Origin of the sequence: Brevibacterium mcbrellneri ATCC 49030, from assembly GCF_000178455.1 — a bacterium.
In the GTDB taxonomy this organism is placed as follows: Bacteria; Actinomycetota; Actinomycetes; order Actinomycetales; family Brevibacteriaceae; genus Brevibacterium; species Brevibacterium mcbrellneri.
The window spans coordinates 28,659-44,025 of sequence record NZ_ADNU01000074.1 but is presented as its reverse complement, the minus strand read 5'-3'; the positions used below and the strand labels follow the sequence as shown (position 1 = coordinate 44,025).

Here is a 15,367-nt window from a genome sequence, read left to right as displayed (position 1 = left end):
GTGTGTATGTGTTGCACACGGCCGGTTTTGTGTGTGCTGGTTTGGCGTGCGCTTGTCTCACCTGGTCGAGGCAGTCCTATGATCGATTCGCGCAACATCGTTTGGATACAGTCCAGGCCGAGTTAGCCCGTCGACTGTAGCCAAAATCCCTCAAACTAGTGATGCCGGACACTAAATAGAGGTGTACTGGGGTCATTTCTCTACAGTCGAATAGCTGGACTGTAGCCAAACGGCTTTTCGAGCAGGAAGCCAGCCCCACGTAGGCCGCGTGCTCAACCCAAACTTCCTAACACCTCGGGCACCTAGCCAAGCCCTAACGGCGCAAAGCGAGCGAAACTACGCAATATAATGCGCCGTTTCGCTCACTTTGCGCCGTCTCACCCAGCTCCACCTGCAAAAACTGTAGGATGACCCCATACTTAACAATCGATCGCAAAGGAGCGACATGTCCAAGTCCGTGGTCTTCAACGAACGCGACGCAGAGTATCTCTTGTACGAATGGCTCAAAGTCGATGAGCTCACTCAACGCCAAAGGTTCAAGGAACACTCACGAGAAACGTTCGACGGGATCTTGGACGTAGCAAAGCAGATCGCGCTGGAGCACTTCGAGCCGCACTTCCAAAAGCTCGACGCGAACGAACCGCGCATAAACGCAGACGGGAAAGTCGAACTCATCGATGACGTGAAGCTCGCACTCGACGCGTTTTCCGCGGCAGACCTGATGTCGGCAGCCATGGACGAAAAGGTGGGAGGGTTCCAACTCCCCATGACCGTGGCTCGAGCGGTGTACATGTGGTTCCAGGCTGCGAACGCCTCAACCTACGCCTACGCCGGGCTGACCACCGCAGCCGCCCAGACCCTCTACCAGCACGGATCGCAAGAGCTGATCGATCGGTTCGTGCCGCACATGGCCTCGGGCCGGTTCTTCGGCGTGATGGCGCTGTCTGAACCAGAAGTCGGCTCGTCCCTGGGCGACCTCACTACACGCGGCGAACCACAACCGGATGGCACGTATCGCCTGTTTGGCACCAAGATGTGGATTTCGGGTGGTGACCAGGAGATCTCGGAAAACATCGTGGCCCTTGTGCTGGCCCGCCACGCAGGTGAGAACGCGCAGCCCGGACCAAAGGGCTTGAGCCTGTTCGCGGTGCCCAAGTTCATCACTGACGACAACGGTGACCTGGGCGAACGCAACGCGATCACCCTGGTGGGACTCAACCACAAAATGGGTAACCGCGGGACCACGAACACGCTCCTGGAGTTCGGCGACGACAAACACAGGCCAGTGAACGCGCAAGGTGAGCCAACCTCGGGCGCGGTGGGATACCTCATTGGCCGTGAAGGCGAGGGCCTTGCGCTGATGTTCCACATGATGAACGAGGCGCGGGTGTTCGTGGGTGCGGCGGCGGCTTCGGTGGGGCAGCGCTCGCACCTGACGGCCGTGCGGTACGCGGGCGAGCGCCGGCAGGGTCGCCTCCCGCAGGACAAGGGGCATGGTGGGCCCATGGTGCCTATCGTGGAGCACGCGGATGTGCGGCGAATGTTGCTGGCGTCGAAGTCCTACGCCGAGGTGTCAGTCGCGTTGGTCATGTTCTGTTCCCGGTTGCAGGATGAGGCGCAGACGGCGGAACGTGAGGAGGACCGTGAGGCGGCGGCGCTGTTGCTCGATGTGCTGACGCCGATCGCAAAGTCTTTCCCGTCGCAGTACGCGCTTAAGGCGTCTGACCTGGCTATTCAGGTGCATGGTGGGTACGGGTACACGCGAGACTTCACGGTGGAGCAGTTGTATCGGGACAATCGGCTCAATCCGATTCACGAAGGCACCCACGGCATTCAGGCCAACGACCTGTTGGGCCGCAAGGTGGCCATGCGTGGCGGGGCCGGGCTGGATCTGCTGGTCAGGCGCATTGCGCAAACGTGCGAGGCGGCTGGTGCCGGGGCTGGTGCCGGGGCCGACACCCAGGTCTGGGCAGCCAAACTGCGCGACGCGGTTGAGCGGGCGGTGCAGGTGACACGCAAGGTCCACGGTCGCGACAATGCGAATGCTGCCTTGAAGGACGCTGCGCTGTACTTGGAGGCGATGGGGCACATCGTTGCGGCATGGCTGTGGCTCGACATGGTGAACACGATTGACGGCCCCGAGGCTGGTGCAGGTGAGGGTGGTGCTGCCTCAAACGATGGAGCCGGAAGTGACGCTACGTTCTATGCAGGGAAGCGGGCGGCCGCGCAGTACTTCTTCGAGTATGAGCTCCCCCACGCGATGACGTTGCTCGATGTGATGGAGAACGCCTCGGACGTCTTGCTCGATGTAGACCCCAAGAGCCTGTGACGCTAAGGGGCTATAACCCCAGGTCAGCCTCAAATTTTACCGTCCGCCATGTGGCCTCCGCTCCCCTAACGTATAAGTCGTTGCTACTGTGACTTAAATCGCAATGGAGCGGAGGGTACATGCACCACAAAACGAACTATGAGTTACTTGCATCCAGTAGTTCACAGAACGCTGGACCAAGTGTCACCGAAATCGCCAACAACCCCATTCTGTGGGTTCTGGCATGCTCAGTCCTTCTGGTGATCGTGCTTCAGTCAGCTATCTACATGCGTGCGGTTCGCCAAAACGCTGAAGCAGCTGACATGACTCAAGCTGAAGTTTCAAAAGCATTTCGAGCAGGTAGCGTCGCAGCGATCGGACCATCACTAGCCGTCGTATTGGTCGCGATTGCACTTCTTCCTCTGTTCGGCACGCCTCCTGTGCTGGTCAGGATCGGTCTTATTGGGTCTGCCGCCACCGAGGTCGCATCCGCGTCCGTGGCGGCCGGAACTACCGGCGCCGAGCTTGGCGGGGAAGGCTATGACGCCAACACCTTCGTGATCGCTCTGGCTGCCATGAGCATCTCTGGAGCCGGTTGGATGATCGCGACACTAATCCTCACACCGATATTCCAGAAAAGTGAAGCGAAAATGCAGAGGGTAAATCCTGCGCTTATGACTATCGTTCCAAGCGCAGCTCTTCTTGCAGCTTTTGCCAGCCTTGCGGTTACCGAAGTTCCCAAGTCAAACGTGCACTTCGTAACAGTTATTACTTCGGCAGCTGTAATGGGCCTCTGTTTGTGGATCTCTAAAGCACTGAACCAAGCGTGGCTACGTGAGTGGGGCCTAGGCATTTCCATGTTTGTGGGGCTCGCAGTCGCGTACTTTGCCCACTACAACGGACTCAATGGGTAGGGATGGGACTATGGCACACACACCATCACACGCCACGTATCAGAGGACTACTTTCATCTGGGGTAATCTCACCCTGGCAATTGGTCTGATCATTTCCACGTCATTGCCGATCTACCTCATGTACTTCGCAGACGTTGATGTTTCTTGGTCCCAAGTCATTAAAGCGTTTCTTGCCGTGTTCGCCGTTTACGGTGTTTTCTACGTGGTAGAACCTCTCACGTACTACCCCATCTTGGGACCGGCTGGCATGTATCAGGCATTCATGATTGGAAACATTTCGAATAAATTGTTGCCTTCTGCCATCGTTGCCCAGGCCGCAATTAATGAAAAGCCGGGATCGCGAAAGGCATCCTATGCAGCAACAGCAGCGATCTGTGGTGCCGCCTACATTCACGTGATCAGCATGTTTCTCTTCGTAGGGATTTTGGGTACGTGGCTAGTCACTGTTATTCCCGAACACATCACCGACATAGCTCGCCTCTACATCCTTCCCGCGATTCTGGGTGGTGTAGCCGTGCAGCTGATTGCCACAGTGAAACAGCTTCGCGCTACTGTGATCGCCTTGGCCTGTGCGCTGTTTGTGGTCTTCGGACTCATTGTTTGGGTGCCTGCCCTCAAAGCGGGCGCCGTGGGTCTCGCAGTGCTCATGACCATTGTCCTCACCTGGTTCCTTCGCAAACGTGACGGATCTGCAGACATGAACGCAGCCACAATTAACTAACTTCTAATCACTCAAAACACTTCATTCACTCGCGTGCATTGCACGGCAACTGACACAAGGAGAAGACATGCCAGCAACGACCTCGGCCATTATGAGTCAGGTTCCGGAGTTCGCAGACTATTTTGTGGAACTCTACAAAGAGTTTCACCAGCACCCAGAGCTATCGATGCAGGAAACGTGGACAGTAGAACGCATCGAACAGGAGTTGAAGTCCTACGGCCTCGAAGCCACTCGCGTGGGAGGAACTGGGACAGTAACGATGATCGAAAACGGGGACGGGCCTACCATCGGGTTCCGCGCCGACACTGACGGTCTCCCCATGGTTGAAAAGACGGGTGTGGATTGGGCGTCAACCGTAACCACCTCGGACGCGGACGGAAACAAGGTTGGTGTCATGCACGGATGCGGTCATGACACCCACATCACATGCGCCCTACTCCTAGCAAAACTCATGCACGAAAACCGTGATGCATGGGCGGGCACACTCATCATTATTTTCCAGCCCGGTGAAGAAATCGGAGCAGGTGCCAACGCAATGGTCGAAGACGGCCTGTGGGAAAAATTCCCCAAACCAGAAGCCATTTTTGGTCAGCACATTTGGCCCGGGCTGGCCGATGAAGTTACTTTGTCCCACGGTACCGCGATGTCCATGGCAGACTCACTCAAGGTCACCGTGCACGGTAAACAGGCTCACGGGTCGCAACCAGAAAACGCAATTGACCCAATTGTGCTTGGGGCACACATGGTCACGCGGCTACAGACCGTGGTTTCCCGGGAAGTCGCAGGCTCAGACATGGTGGTGCTCACAGTGGGCACGTTCAATGCAGGCACAAAAGAGAACATCATTCCCCAAACTGCAACATTCAAACTGAACATTCGCACACAGGACGAAGCCGTCCGTGAACGCGTGCTAGAAGCAGTGGACCGCATTCTGAAAGGCGAAGCAGTTGCCTCAGGTGCACCGGAGCCAACAGTCGAGCCCATGTACCGTTTCCCCCGTTGCGATAACGACGTGCAACTGGCAAAAGACCTTGAACAGAGCTTCCGCGAATCTCTAGGAGAAGACAAGGTCAACATCAGCGGACCCGCTACCGGGTCTGAAGACTTTGGCATTTTAGGTGACTCCATTGATGTGCCATACGTGTTTTGGTTCTGGGGCGCGTACTCGGACGCAAAATACAAAGGTCCCGGCAGTGTTGCAGGAAACCACTCACCATTCTTTGTCACAGATGTTCCAGAGCAGTCCCTAACAACTGGAATCAAAGTCGGCCTCACCGCTGTTCTGTCCCGCTTGGGCAAGTGAACTCGGCAAGTAAACCTGCCCGTATTGACTACAAAAACCCAAGAGACGCAGAACCCAAGAAACCCATGGATACCTATACCTACACCTCACTCCGCTACACCGCCCAGGCACTGAGCCGCAAAGAGGTCAGCGCAACGGAGCTGGTGGACGCGCATTTCGCTCGGATTGACGCGATCAACCCCCAGGTCAACGCGGTGGTGACGCTCGATCAAGACCGCGCACGCCAAACCGCACAACAGATCGACAACGACCGCGCCTCGGGCAAAACCTTGCCCCCACTCGCCGGTGTCCCCATGACCCACAAGGACACTCACGAAGCGGCGGGCATGCGCACAACCTGGGGCTCCCCCATTTACAAGGACCACGTTTCTCACACCGATGACCTCATCATCGCCCGCATGCGCGAGGCCGGCATCATTCCCACCGGGAAGACCAACGTGCCAGAATTCGCCGCGGGCGCTCACACGTTCAACCCGGTGTTTGGCACAACGGTGAACCCGTACAACACGACGAAGTCGGCGGCCGGTTCGTCAGGTGGTGCGGCCGTGGTGATCGCGGCAGGGGTTCAGGCGGCCGGCGACGGGTCTGACATGGGCGGATCGCTGCGCTTTCCTGCGTCGTTTAACAACATCGCGGGCCTGCGACCGTCAAACGGGTGGCTCCCGCACCTTGCCCCTAAGAACCCGTACGGCTGGATTGCCCAGTCGGGCTTCATGGCTCGCGAGGTAGCCGACATTGCCCTTCTCATGAAACTCGCCTCGGGCCCGCACCCTGCCGGTCCCGTGGCTGTTCCGCCCGGGTCCTCGACGGCCTGGGATGACGCCCTCACGGCAGAAAACCTCACAGGCGTGCGCGTCGGGTTCTCCACTGATCTGGGCGGCCGGGTGCAGGTTGATGCACAGGTGCGCCATGTTATTGACGCCCAGGCCGAGGTGTTCGCAGGTTTGGGCGCCCACGTCACCGGGGCGTGCCCGGATTTGGACGTGGCTCGCCGGTTGTTCAGGCTTGAGCGGGCATTTGAGTTCGCTTTTGGTTTCCGTGAGGCCTATGAACTGCACGGCGACTTGATGAAGGAGTCACTGCGCACCAACATTGAAGCCGGTTTGGCAATGACACCTGAGGAGCACTTTGAGCGCGTGCGTTTACGCGGTCTCATGTGGCCGGCTCTCGCGGAGTTCTTCGACACGCATGACGTGTTCGTGTGTACGACGTCTCAGGTTCTGCCATTTGATGCTTCGGAGGAGTTCCCCACGCACATCAATGGTGAAGTTATGGAGGACTACTTGTCGTGGATGGAGTCAGCCACGCTGATTTCTGCAACCGGTTGCCCTGCCATCAGTGTTCCAGCCGGGTTCAGCGAGGATGGTTTGCCGGTTGGTGTGCAGATCGTGGGACGCCCTGGGGCTGATGCACATGTTCTGCGGGTTGCGGCTGCCTATGAAGCTGCGACGAAACACGCGTGGCACCATCCGCCGCTGCAGGTGTAACCCACCCGAAACCTCACAATAAGACCACACAAGCCGAACGCCACACGCATTTTGGATACAGTCCAGAAATTGGACTGTATCCAAAATGCCTCTTTTCACCCCACATTAGTGACCTGCGCCACACTTTTAGACACTTTTGGCTACACGCGAGCCCCAAATTCGAACTGGACTGTATCCAAACGACTTTCTGAGCAAAGAGCTCCGAGCGATTTAGCCAAGCCCAAAGGGCGCAAAACGAGCGAGACTACGCAACATAACGCGTAGTCTCGCTCACTTTGCGCAGTCTCACACCCACTCAAGCCCGCGGGCGGCCAGCTGCGGAACTCCTTGCTCCAACCTCGGCGCGAAATCATCACCGGGACGCTCGCCAGCCTTCCACCTGGTGAACATCGCCTCGAGGAACACACACGACTTGAACAGTGCCAATGCCTTATACCAGTCGATCCGGGACAGGTCAGGGGCGCTGCCTGACACCTCGGCGACCTCAGCGCTATACCGCTCCACGACCTGCTCTGGGGACAGATACCCTTCCGAGGTGGTCACGCGCGACAGCTCCATGACGGTCATCTCTCGGCCGCCGGGCTGCCCGGCCCCGGGCTCAGCGTACGTCGCCAGGAAGTACCCCAGGTCGGCCAGCGGGTCACCCAGCGTTGCCATCTCCCAGTCCAGGATCGCCATGACGTCCGGCGACCCTTCCGGCCGCACCATCACGTTGCCCAGCCGGTAGTCCCCGTGCACAACCGCGTGGAGTTGTGAAGTGGGGATGTCGGCGGCGAGGCGGCGGCCCAGCTCAACCACATCGGGCACCTCGCGCTTGGAGTTGACCTCCCACAGGCGCGTGAACGTGGCCACCTGACGCTCCAGGTAGCCGTCCGGCTTGCCCAGGCGAGCAACGTCGGGGTTCTCCACGTCCACCGAATGCAGTTTCACCAGCGAATCCACGAACGACTCCATGACGTGCGCGCGGTCCGCAGGCGTGGTGACGTTCGCGGGTTCAGCCGAATCGATCACGAACCCGTCCAGGAACTCCATAATGTAGAAGTTCACGCCCAGGATCGACTCGTCTTCGCCCACCGCCAAAATCTTTGGCACCGGAACGCCCTGCGCGGCGACGGCCTGCTGCACGCGCGCCTCGCGAACCATGTTGTGCGTGCCCTTGGGCAGTGGCGGCCGAGGTCCGCGCCGCAACACGAACTTCTCCCCACCGCGCGACAACACGAACGTGATATTGGACTGCCCGCCGCCCACGCGCTCCCACTCGACGGGACCCGCGCCCAAGCCGTGTTCGTCCAAGAACGCTTCGATCCGGTCCAGCACCAGAACTGGGGCCGCGGACCCGGTGAGGACGCCGTCAAAGGTGGGAACGACCTCGGCCGAGGTGGTCCCAGACTTCCCCGAGGTGTCCGCCTGAGTTGCGGGTTGGTTGGCTGCTGGCGTGTTCTGCGGGTTCGAGGTGGTGTCGTTCATGCTGTGCCCCCTGCGGCGGTGAGGCCACCGTCGACCAGCAACACCTGTGCGGTGATCCAGCTGGCGTTGTCGGAGACGAGGAATGCGACGGCTTGGGCGATGTCGGCTGGTACTCCCAGTCGGGCCATGGGGTAGGCGCTTGCGACTTCTTCTTCTTTGCCTTCGTAGAGGGCTTTTGCGAAGTCGGTCTTGACCACGGCGGGAGCGACGGCGTTGACGCGGATGTCGGGCCCAAGTTCCACGGCCAGTGTGCGGGTCAAGTGCGACACAGCGGCCTTGGTGACACCGTAGAAACCAATTCCGGGCGGAGGGGTTTCACCGGCGACAGACGACAGGTTTACAACTGAGCCCTTGCGCTCGCGGAACTTCAGGTCCGGGTGCTTCAGCGCTGCCTGCACCCACGCCAGTTGCGCGAGCACGTTGACTTCGAAGATCTTGCTTGCGGCACCCAGGTCCAGGTCTTCGAGCTTGCCGTAGACCGGGTTGATGCCAGCGTTGTTAATGAGGATGTCCAGGCCGCCGAACTCTTTAGCGGCGGTGTCAAGAACCTGAGCGCGGTGTTCGGGGTCGTGGGCTTTTCCGGCGATTCCCAGGGCGGAGCCTCGTGGCATTGTGCTCACTGCCGCGTCGAGGTTTTCTTGGCCACGCGCAGTGATGATGACACGCGCACCTTGTGAGACCAGTTCCTGCGCGATCGCCAAACCGATTCCGCGGCTACCACCTGTGACGACCGCGACCTTCCCGGCTAGGGTGTTTGAGTCGCCTGCAGCGCTTGAGCCGTTTGAAGCGTTGTCCATTGCAAATCTCCCTTGTTTTGCTGTGCCTGGCGCGGGTGCGGTCGCGGGCGTGGGTGCGGAAACACTCAACCCCAACTACACTGATCGACCAGACACTACACCGATCGATCGCTCGGTGTCCTTCAAATACTTATACTCTGACCATTAGGGCGATTCCTTGTCAACCGACGATTACCAGTCAAACACCTCGGAACCACCCCGCAACGTCACCCCCACAGCCACACCCCCGATCGAGAAAAGCATGAAACCCGAAACCAGCCCCAACGAAGCCAGCTCCCCCGCGATCTGGCGCGACTACAGTGACAACCCGTGGACCCCAGTACTGGGGGCGGCGCTTAGGTGCTTTGCACGGGCTGGCTATCACGGGACGTCGATCCGAAGTATCGCAACGGAAGCGCACCTGTCTGTCCCTGGGCTTTACCACCACTGGCCGTCCAAGCAGGCAATCTTGCAAGCACTCCTTGCTCAGGGCATGGAAGAGCTGTGGTGGCGCACCGAGCTTGCACGCGAAGAAGCTGGCCCGGATCCACTGACCCAGTTCACCAATGTCATGAACTGCATGCTGTGGTTCCACACCGTGCGCAAAGACGAAGCGCTGGTCAACGCCTCAGAAATCAGGTCATTAGATGCGGAAGGTTTAGCGACGCACCGGAAAGCTCGTTTACGGCAGCAGAAGCAGATCGACGGCATTGTGGTTGCCGGAGCCAAAGCTGGCGTGTTCACCGCACCTTACCCCTTGGATGCATCGCGAGCCGTGGTGTCTATGTGCGTTTCGGTTGCCTCGTGGTTTCAGCCCGACGGCGAGCTAACCGCCGCCCAAGTTGTGGAGCGTTACACGGATCTGTGCCTTCGCACCGTGGGGGCTAAGTGAGTTTCGCGGCGGTTTTGTCTACAACCCAACGCGCTTTGTTCCGAGAGGTGTAGAGTAACGGCTCGATTTTGGGCGAAAAACGTGAACAAAACGAACAAAAAGGGTGTCTACTCTACACTCCGGTTCGAAGGTTGTAGAGTAATGCAGCTCCGCGTCGATCATCACCCAAAAAGCTACTGTACAATTACCTGTACATCTACCTGCTTGAGGAGCCGCCAGCATGAAAACGATGAGCTATACCGAGTCCCGCGCAAACTACGCAAAAGTCCTTGACGCCGTGGTAAACGACCGCGAAGAAACGATCATCACGCGTGCGGGCCACGAACCCGTCGTGATCGTTTCTCTCACCGAGTACGAATCGTTGCGCGAAACCGCACACCTACTTCGAACACCGGCCAACGCCCGCCGCCTACTTGACTCAGTCGAAAGGCTTGAAAAGGGTCGTGGAACACGGCATGACCTCATCGAGGACTAACCATGGCGCTCCTCGTGTGGGATGAACACGCATGGGGGGACTATGTGTGGTGGCAGAAAGAAGATCGCCGGACACTCAAACGCATCAACCAGCTCATTCGCGACATCGCGCGCAACGGAAACGACGGGATTGGAAAACCTGAAGCCCTCAAGCACAGCCTGTCAGGTTATTGGTCACGCAGGATCACTGGTGAACACCGGCTCGTTTACAGGATCGTCGACGATGAGATTCGCATAGCAAGCTGTCGGTATCACTACGAACCCTAGCCGGGCCCTCACAAACTGGCCCACACCTCGGCACACCCACCCTCAACCCATACACTCTGTGAGACAACGCACACAAAAATCGCTCGTGACACAGCTCACCGAATAGGCTGGACGAAACCCTTGATCGAAGGAGATCCAATGACCCAGAACGAAAACCCAGCAGGCACCCAGCCTGACACCGCCCCGGCAACCAATGCAGAAAACCAGGTAGTACTGACCGAGGTCGTGGACAACGTCCTCGTCATCACCCTCAACCGCCCCGAGGCCAAGAACGCCGTCAACAAGGACGTGGCCCAGGGTGTCGCCTCCGCGATTGACCGCTTCAACGACGATGACGAGCTGGCCGTGGCCGTGATTACGGGTGCTGGTGGGACGTTCTGTTCGGGCATGGATTTGAAGGCGTTCGTGCGCGGTGAGTCCCCGTCCGTTGAGGGCCGCGGGTTTGCCGGGCTGACCGAGGCGCCCCCCGCCAAGCCGCTCATCGCAGCTGTCGAAGGGTACGCGTTGGCGGGCGGGTTTGAGACCATGCTGGCGTGCGACCTAGTGGTGGCCGCGGATAACGCTAAGTTCGGGCTTCCCGAGGTGAAACGCGGTCTGGTTGCCGCGGCAGGTGGCGTGTATACGCTTCCGGAACGCACGCACCGGGCCATCGCGATGGAGATGGCGCTGACCGGTGACCTCTACCCCACCGAGTTCGTGGCCGGTCACGGGCTGATCAACCGGGTCGTTCCCGCAGGTCAGGCGCTTGAAGGTGCACTTGAGCTGGCACGTACGATCGCGGCAAACGGGCCGTTGGCGGTGCGCACGTCCAAGCAGATCATCGTGGAATCCGCTGACTGGGCCAGCGACGAAAAAGCAGCCAAGCAGGAACCGCTCACACGCGACGTGTTCAGCTCGCACGACGCGATCGAAGGATCAAAGGCATTCGCCGAAAAGCGCGCACCGCGCTGGACTGGTAAGTAAAGGCGCCCGCCCTAACAGCCCTACGCCTCCAGGAGCGACTGCCCCACGTACCCGTCTGAGCCCACACCCGGCGGAACCAAAAACACGCCAGAACCAGTGGTCTTGAGGTATTCCACAAACATCTCGTCGCGTGACATGTTGCTGTGCACGCGCGCAAACCGACCGGGGTCGTTGACGAACGCAATGAAAAACAGTCCAGCGTTCAAACGACCCTGTTCGTCGTTTCCGTCCACAAAGTTATAACCGCGACGCAACATGCGGATACCCCCGTTGTTATCTGGGTGTACGCGCGCAACGTGCGAAGTCTCTTCCACCAAGGGGCGGCCTCGGCTGTTGAGCTTGTGGAAGTCCACGGGCGTGAATTCGTCTCCACCGGAAAGCGGGGCACCGTCGTGTTTGAACCGCCCGGTGACGCGTTCTTGCTCGGCTAGCTGGAGCGTGTCCCACACTTCGATCGTCATGTTGATACGCCTGGCAACCAGGTAACTACCGCCGTGCGCCCACGCAGGACCGGAATTGATCCACACGTGATCGTCCAGCGCCACCGTGTCCTCCGCTTTAATGTTTGCCGTTCCGTCCTTTTGCCCAAAGAGGTTTCGCGGAGTCTCCTGACTACGTGTGGTCGACGAAGTTCGCCCAAACCCCAGCTGCGACCATTTGATGCGGGTCTTGCCCACGCCCATCCGCGTGAGGTTTCGGATCGCGTGGACTGCCACCTGTGGGTCGTCCGCGCACGCCTGGATGCACAAGTCGCCGTCGGAGCGCTTAGGGTCAAGGAAGTCATTGGTCATGACGGGCAGATCGACAAACTCCTTTGGCATGTGTTTGCGCAGGCCAAAGCGGTCTTTCCCGTCGGCGGTGACAAACAGCGAGCGCCCAAACCCAAACGTCAGCGTCAAACCTGCCGGGTCCAGGCCGAATGCTTCACCTGTGTCATCGGGTGGAAAGTTGGGGCCACCTCCAAAGGCACCGCGCGCTGAAACCTCGCCACCTATGACCAAGCGGCGCGCCGCTTCGGTCCACTCCTCGAGGAGTTCAATCAGGTCCTCCCGCGTGGTCCCGTCTGTGAGGTCAAAGGTTGCGAAGTGCATGCGGTCTTGTGCTTCGGTGATGATTCCTGCCTGGTGATCGCCTTCGAACGGGAAAGTCTTTGGCGCCGAGGTGGTTGGCACCTGTGCGCGTTCACGTCCCCACGCGAACCCGGACACCCCGCCCAGAGCCAGCCCGGCCGCGCCGGCGCCCATGGCGCCGAGCAGACCGCGGCGGCCCACACCTCGGGCAGATTCTGGTGTTTCCTCTTCACCAGTTTGTTCCTGGCGTTCCACCATTATTTGATCTCCAGAACCGTTCCGGTCAGCTTGGACAGTGGTTCGCGAAGTTCGTCGATTTGGTGAGTGAGTTCTGCCTGTTGTTCGGCGGTGACGGTGTCGTAACTGACGAAGCCTTTGTCCAGGTTGCCGTACTTGCCCAATAGCTTGTTGAGTTCTCCGTACTCTTGCTCGATGTCTTTGACTAGTTGCTCGCCTTCGGAGCCTTTACGTTCCGCAATGGGTTTGACCAGGTCAAACGCAATCTTCGAGCCTTCTACGTTGGCTGCGAAGTCGTAGAGGTCTGTGTGTGACCACCAGTCTTCTTCACCTGTGACCTTGCTGACGGCAACCTCTTCGAGCAGACCGGAAGCACCGTTGGCAACGGTTGCAATGTTGATCTGCTGGTCTTCAATGAAGTTGTCTGCGTCCACGGTTTCGCGCAACTTGTGCACATCTTCTTTGAGGGTGTCCGCGATTCGTTTCCGGTCTCCGGGGCTGGACGGCTTCCACCCGTCGAAGGCGTCGGCACCGTCTGCGTTCTTGTCGCCCTTCTTGGGTGGGAAGAGGTCCTTTTCCATTCGGTGGAAGCCCAGCCATTCGGTGAAGGTTGGGTCGTCCTTTTTCAGGATGTCGGCTTCGGCTAGGTAGTCGACTTCGCGATAGTCGATACGCGGGTCGAGCACGCCCAAAGCCTCAGCAATCGGCTCGATGCGTTCGTAGTGTGTACGGGTTGTGGCGTACAGTTTCCGCGCTTGTTCGTCATCACCCTTTGCGTAGGCGTCAGCGAATTCGCCCACTTTTGGTTCAAGTTCAGCGACCTCGTTTTTCACGAACGCGATGTAGTCTTTCACCGCTTTGTCGAACAGCTCTTTGTCTTCACCGGAGACTTCCACGGGTTCGCCGGTGACCGTGAACTTAGCTTCCCCAACGTTTTCTCCGCGCAGTCCAGGTTTGCACGCGGTGAAGTAGGTGCCTGGTTGCAGCGAAACGGACAGTGTGGCTTCTGAACCGGGAGCGATGTTTTCTTTTTCGGCGACAATCCGCAGCCCGTCTTCACCCAGCAAATAAAACTCGGTGACGATGTCGCCCTCGTTTTTAATGGTGAATTCGCGAGTTCCCGACTCAGCCGTGTCGGCTGACACTGCGCACTCTGTGTTCGTTGCTTTTACGTTGAGCGCGCCGTCGCTTGCGTTGGGTTCACACGCGGCTAGAGCTGTTGCTGCGAGTGCTAGAACGGGCACTGCAGACATGCGGACGATCTTTTTCATAGTTTTCTCCTTGCTGGTTAAAAAGGGTGTGGATGGCACGCCCACTTAGGGGGTGGGGGCTGGTTGAGGGTTGGTGCCCGAGGTGTCCACCACCGGACGCTTGGGCGGATCCTCTTGCGCGTTCGGGGTTGCCTTCTTTGCCAAGGTGATGTGCTTGTTTTCACGGACTCGACGAATAAATTTGGGAATCACAAGGGCCATGTAGACGAACCATGCGAGTACTTCGAGCCATGACATTTGCGGAACGAAACCAACTGTTCCTTTGAGGAAGGTGGCGAGCACTCCGGACGGGTCGATCACATCGGAGACGTTGAATGCCCACCCAAAGGGGAATGCGGCTCCCCAGAACGGGTAGGTGAAGAACCCGGTGAGAACTTCGCCGGTGCGCGGGTGTGTGGGGGTGATGGGTGCTCCCGAAAATGGCCCGGGGAGCACTGCGGCTTCTTGCAGGTCATGGATGCCGTATGCCAGCACTCCGCCGGCGACCACGATGAGGGCGGCTCCTGACCACGTGAAAAAGGTGCCCAGGTTGAATCGAATGAGTCCTTTGAAGAGTGCCCAGCCGAGCACGATCGCAACAATGACGCCAACCAGCGCTCCGATTATGGCCAATGGGTTGTTGACCCACCCCCACAAAATGATGGTAGTTTCGATTCCTTCGCGGGCTACGGAAACGAATGCGACCGCGAAGACTGCAAGGCCCACACTCATGCGGCGGGCGCGCGCCTTTTCGATGTCCCCTTCGAGTGCGGCTTTCATTTTCTTGCCTGCGCTCATCATCCAGAAGATCATTCCGGTGATCATGATGACTGCCAGGATCGACATTGATCCGCCGATGATTTCCTGGGTCTTAAACGACAAGCGAGAGCGTCCAAACGTGCTGACTGCGCCTATTACTGCAGTGAGTACGACAGCGATGGCCACTCCGCTCCACATGTGGCGGATGGCTTCGCGACGTCCAAGTTTGCCTAGGTATGCAATCAGGATGCCGATAATCAGCGAGGCTTCAAGGCCTTCGCGCAGCCCAATTAAAAGTGACGCTAGAAACATTGAGATCCGAACTCGAGATTGTGAGTGCACGAGTCCGGGGACTCGCAACAGGAAGTATTTAGTTAAGGTTGGCCTTTCCTATTTAGGTAAGGCTCACCTACAGTACCATGAAATTTCTGTGCTCTTCGTTCTCACATCTCAAGGCGTAGATTGGGAGTACCCCTGGC

The 15,367-nt window shown here is 58.6% G+C and carries 14 protein-coding genes; 9 read left to right on the top strand and 5 right to left on the bottom strand.

From position 1 onward, the window contains the following. Nucleotides 1-445 precede the first annotated feature (445 nt). The 5 genes from HMPREF0183_RS10920 (at nucleotide 446) to HMPREF0183_RS10900 (ending at nucleotide 6,733) form a co-directional block, all read left to right on the top strand. Nucleotides 446-2,329, top strand: a complete 1,884-nt coding sequence (locus tag HMPREF0183_RS10920) for an acyl-CoA dehydrogenase family protein (RefSeq protein WP_005886060.1) — start codon at nucleotides 446-448, stop codon at nucleotides 2,327-2,329. A 119-nt stretch (nucleotides 2,330-2,448) separates the two neighbouring features. Next, nucleotides 2,449-3,222 (top strand): DUF5058 family protein, encoded by a 774-nt coding sequence (locus tag HMPREF0183_RS10915; RefSeq protein ID WP_005886058.1) that lies wholly within the window; start codon nucleotides 2,449-2,451, stop codon nucleotides 3,220-3,222. 10 nt (nucleotides 3,223-3,232) lie between these two features. Then, nucleotides 3,233-3,943, top strand: a complete 711-nt coding sequence (locus tag HMPREF0183_RS10910; protein ID WP_040349056.1) for a hypothetical protein — start codon at nucleotides 3,233-3,235, stop codon at nucleotides 3,941-3,943. A 67-nt stretch (nucleotides 3,944-4,010) separates the two neighbouring features. Next, on the top strand, nucleotides 4,011-5,246 hold the full coding sequence (locus HMPREF0183_RS10905) for an amidohydrolase (RefSeq protein ID WP_005886055.1): 1,236 nt from the start codon (nucleotides 4,011-4,013) through the stop codon (nucleotides 5,244-5,246). Nucleotides 5,247-5,311: 65 nt separating this feature from the next. Beyond that, nucleotides 5,312-6,733: an amidase gene (locus HMPREF0183_RS10900; protein ID WP_040349071.1), complete on the top strand. Its 1,422-nt coding sequence runs from the start codon at nucleotides 5,312-5,314 to the stop codon at nucleotides 6,731-6,733. Nucleotides 6,734-7,018: 285 nt separating this feature from the next. Here the strand turns inward: HMPREF0183_RS10900 and HMPREF0183_RS10895 are convergent, their stop codons facing one another. Together HMPREF0183_RS10895 and HMPREF0183_RS10890 are read right to left on the bottom strand one after the other, a co-directional pair. After that, a complete protein-coding gene (locus tag HMPREF0183_RS10895; RefSeq protein ID WP_005886051.1) occupies nucleotides 7,019-8,200 on the bottom strand; it encodes a phosphotransferase family protein in 1,182 nt (393 codons plus the stop codon). Then, nucleotides 8,197-8,997 carry an SDR family oxidoreductase gene (locus HMPREF0183_RS10890; RefSeq protein ID WP_005886049.1) on the bottom strand — a complete coding sequence of 267 codons (801 nt, stop codon included), beginning with the start codon at nucleotides 8,995-8,997 and terminating at the stop codon, nucleotides 8,197-8,199. Before HMPREF0183_RS10890 ends, HMPREF0183_RS10895 begins: the two co-directional genes overlap by 4 nt. Nucleotides 8,998-9,154: 157 nt before the next feature. Between HMPREF0183_RS10890 and HMPREF0183_RS10885 the strand changes: the two genes are divergently transcribed. From HMPREF0183_RS10885 to HMPREF0183_RS10870, 4 genes are all read left to right on the top strand, one after another. After that, the gene (locus HMPREF0183_RS10885; RefSeq protein WP_211205350.1) at nucleotides 9,155-9,868 is read left to right on the top strand and encodes a TetR/AcrR family transcriptional regulator; all 714 of its coding nucleotides are present in this window, start codon (nucleotides 9,155-9,157) and stop codon (nucleotides 9,866-9,868) included. A 220-nt stretch (nucleotides 9,869-10,088) separates the two neighbouring features. Then, nucleotides 10,089-10,343 carry a type II toxin-antitoxin system Phd/YefM family antitoxin gene (locus HMPREF0183_RS10880; protein WP_005886044.1) on the top strand — a complete coding sequence of 85 codons (255 nt, stop codon included), beginning with the start codon at nucleotides 10,089-10,091 and terminating at the stop codon, nucleotides 10,341-10,343. 2 nt (nucleotides 10,344-10,345) lie between these two features. Beyond that, nucleotides 10,346-10,609: a Txe/YoeB family addiction module toxin gene (locus tag HMPREF0183_RS10875; protein WP_005886042.1), complete on the top strand. Its 264-nt coding sequence runs from the start codon at nucleotides 10,346-10,348 to the stop codon at nucleotides 10,607-10,609. A gap of 138 nt (nucleotides 10,610-10,747) precedes the next feature. Beyond that, nucleotides 10,748-11,572, top strand: a complete 825-nt coding sequence (locus tag HMPREF0183_RS10870; protein WP_005886040.1) for a crotonase/enoyl-CoA hydratase family protein — start codon at nucleotides 10,748-10,750, stop codon at nucleotides 11,570-11,572. Between the two features lie 20 nt (nucleotides 11,573-11,592). Here the strand turns inward: HMPREF0183_RS10870 and efeB are convergent, their stop codons facing one another. Genes efeB through efeU form a run of 3 tightly spaced genes read right to left on the bottom strand, consistent with a single transcriptional unit; the run spans nucleotide 11,593 to nucleotide 15,200 of the window. Continuing rightward, nucleotides 11,593-12,900, bottom strand: a complete 1,308-nt coding sequence (gene efeB / locus HMPREF0183_RS10865) for an iron uptake transporter deferrochelatase/peroxidase subunit (protein WP_005886038.1) — start codon at nucleotides 12,898-12,900, stop codon at nucleotides 11,593-11,595. After that, nucleotides 12,900-14,150 carry an iron uptake system protein EfeO gene (efeO, locus tag HMPREF0183_RS10860; RefSeq protein ID WP_005886037.1) on the bottom strand — a complete coding sequence of 417 codons (1,251 nt, stop codon included), beginning with the start codon at nucleotides 14,148-14,150 and terminating at the stop codon, nucleotides 12,900-12,902. Before efeO ends, efeB begins: the two co-directional genes overlap by 1 nt. Nucleotides 14,151-14,195: 45 nt before the next feature. Further along, nucleotides 14,196-15,200, bottom strand: coding sequence for an iron uptake transporter permease EfeU (efeU, locus tag HMPREF0183_RS10855; RefSeq protein WP_005886035.1), 1,005 nt, complete (start codon nucleotides 15,198-15,200; stop codon nucleotides 14,196-14,198). Nucleotides 15,201-15,367 lie beyond the last annotated feature (167 nt).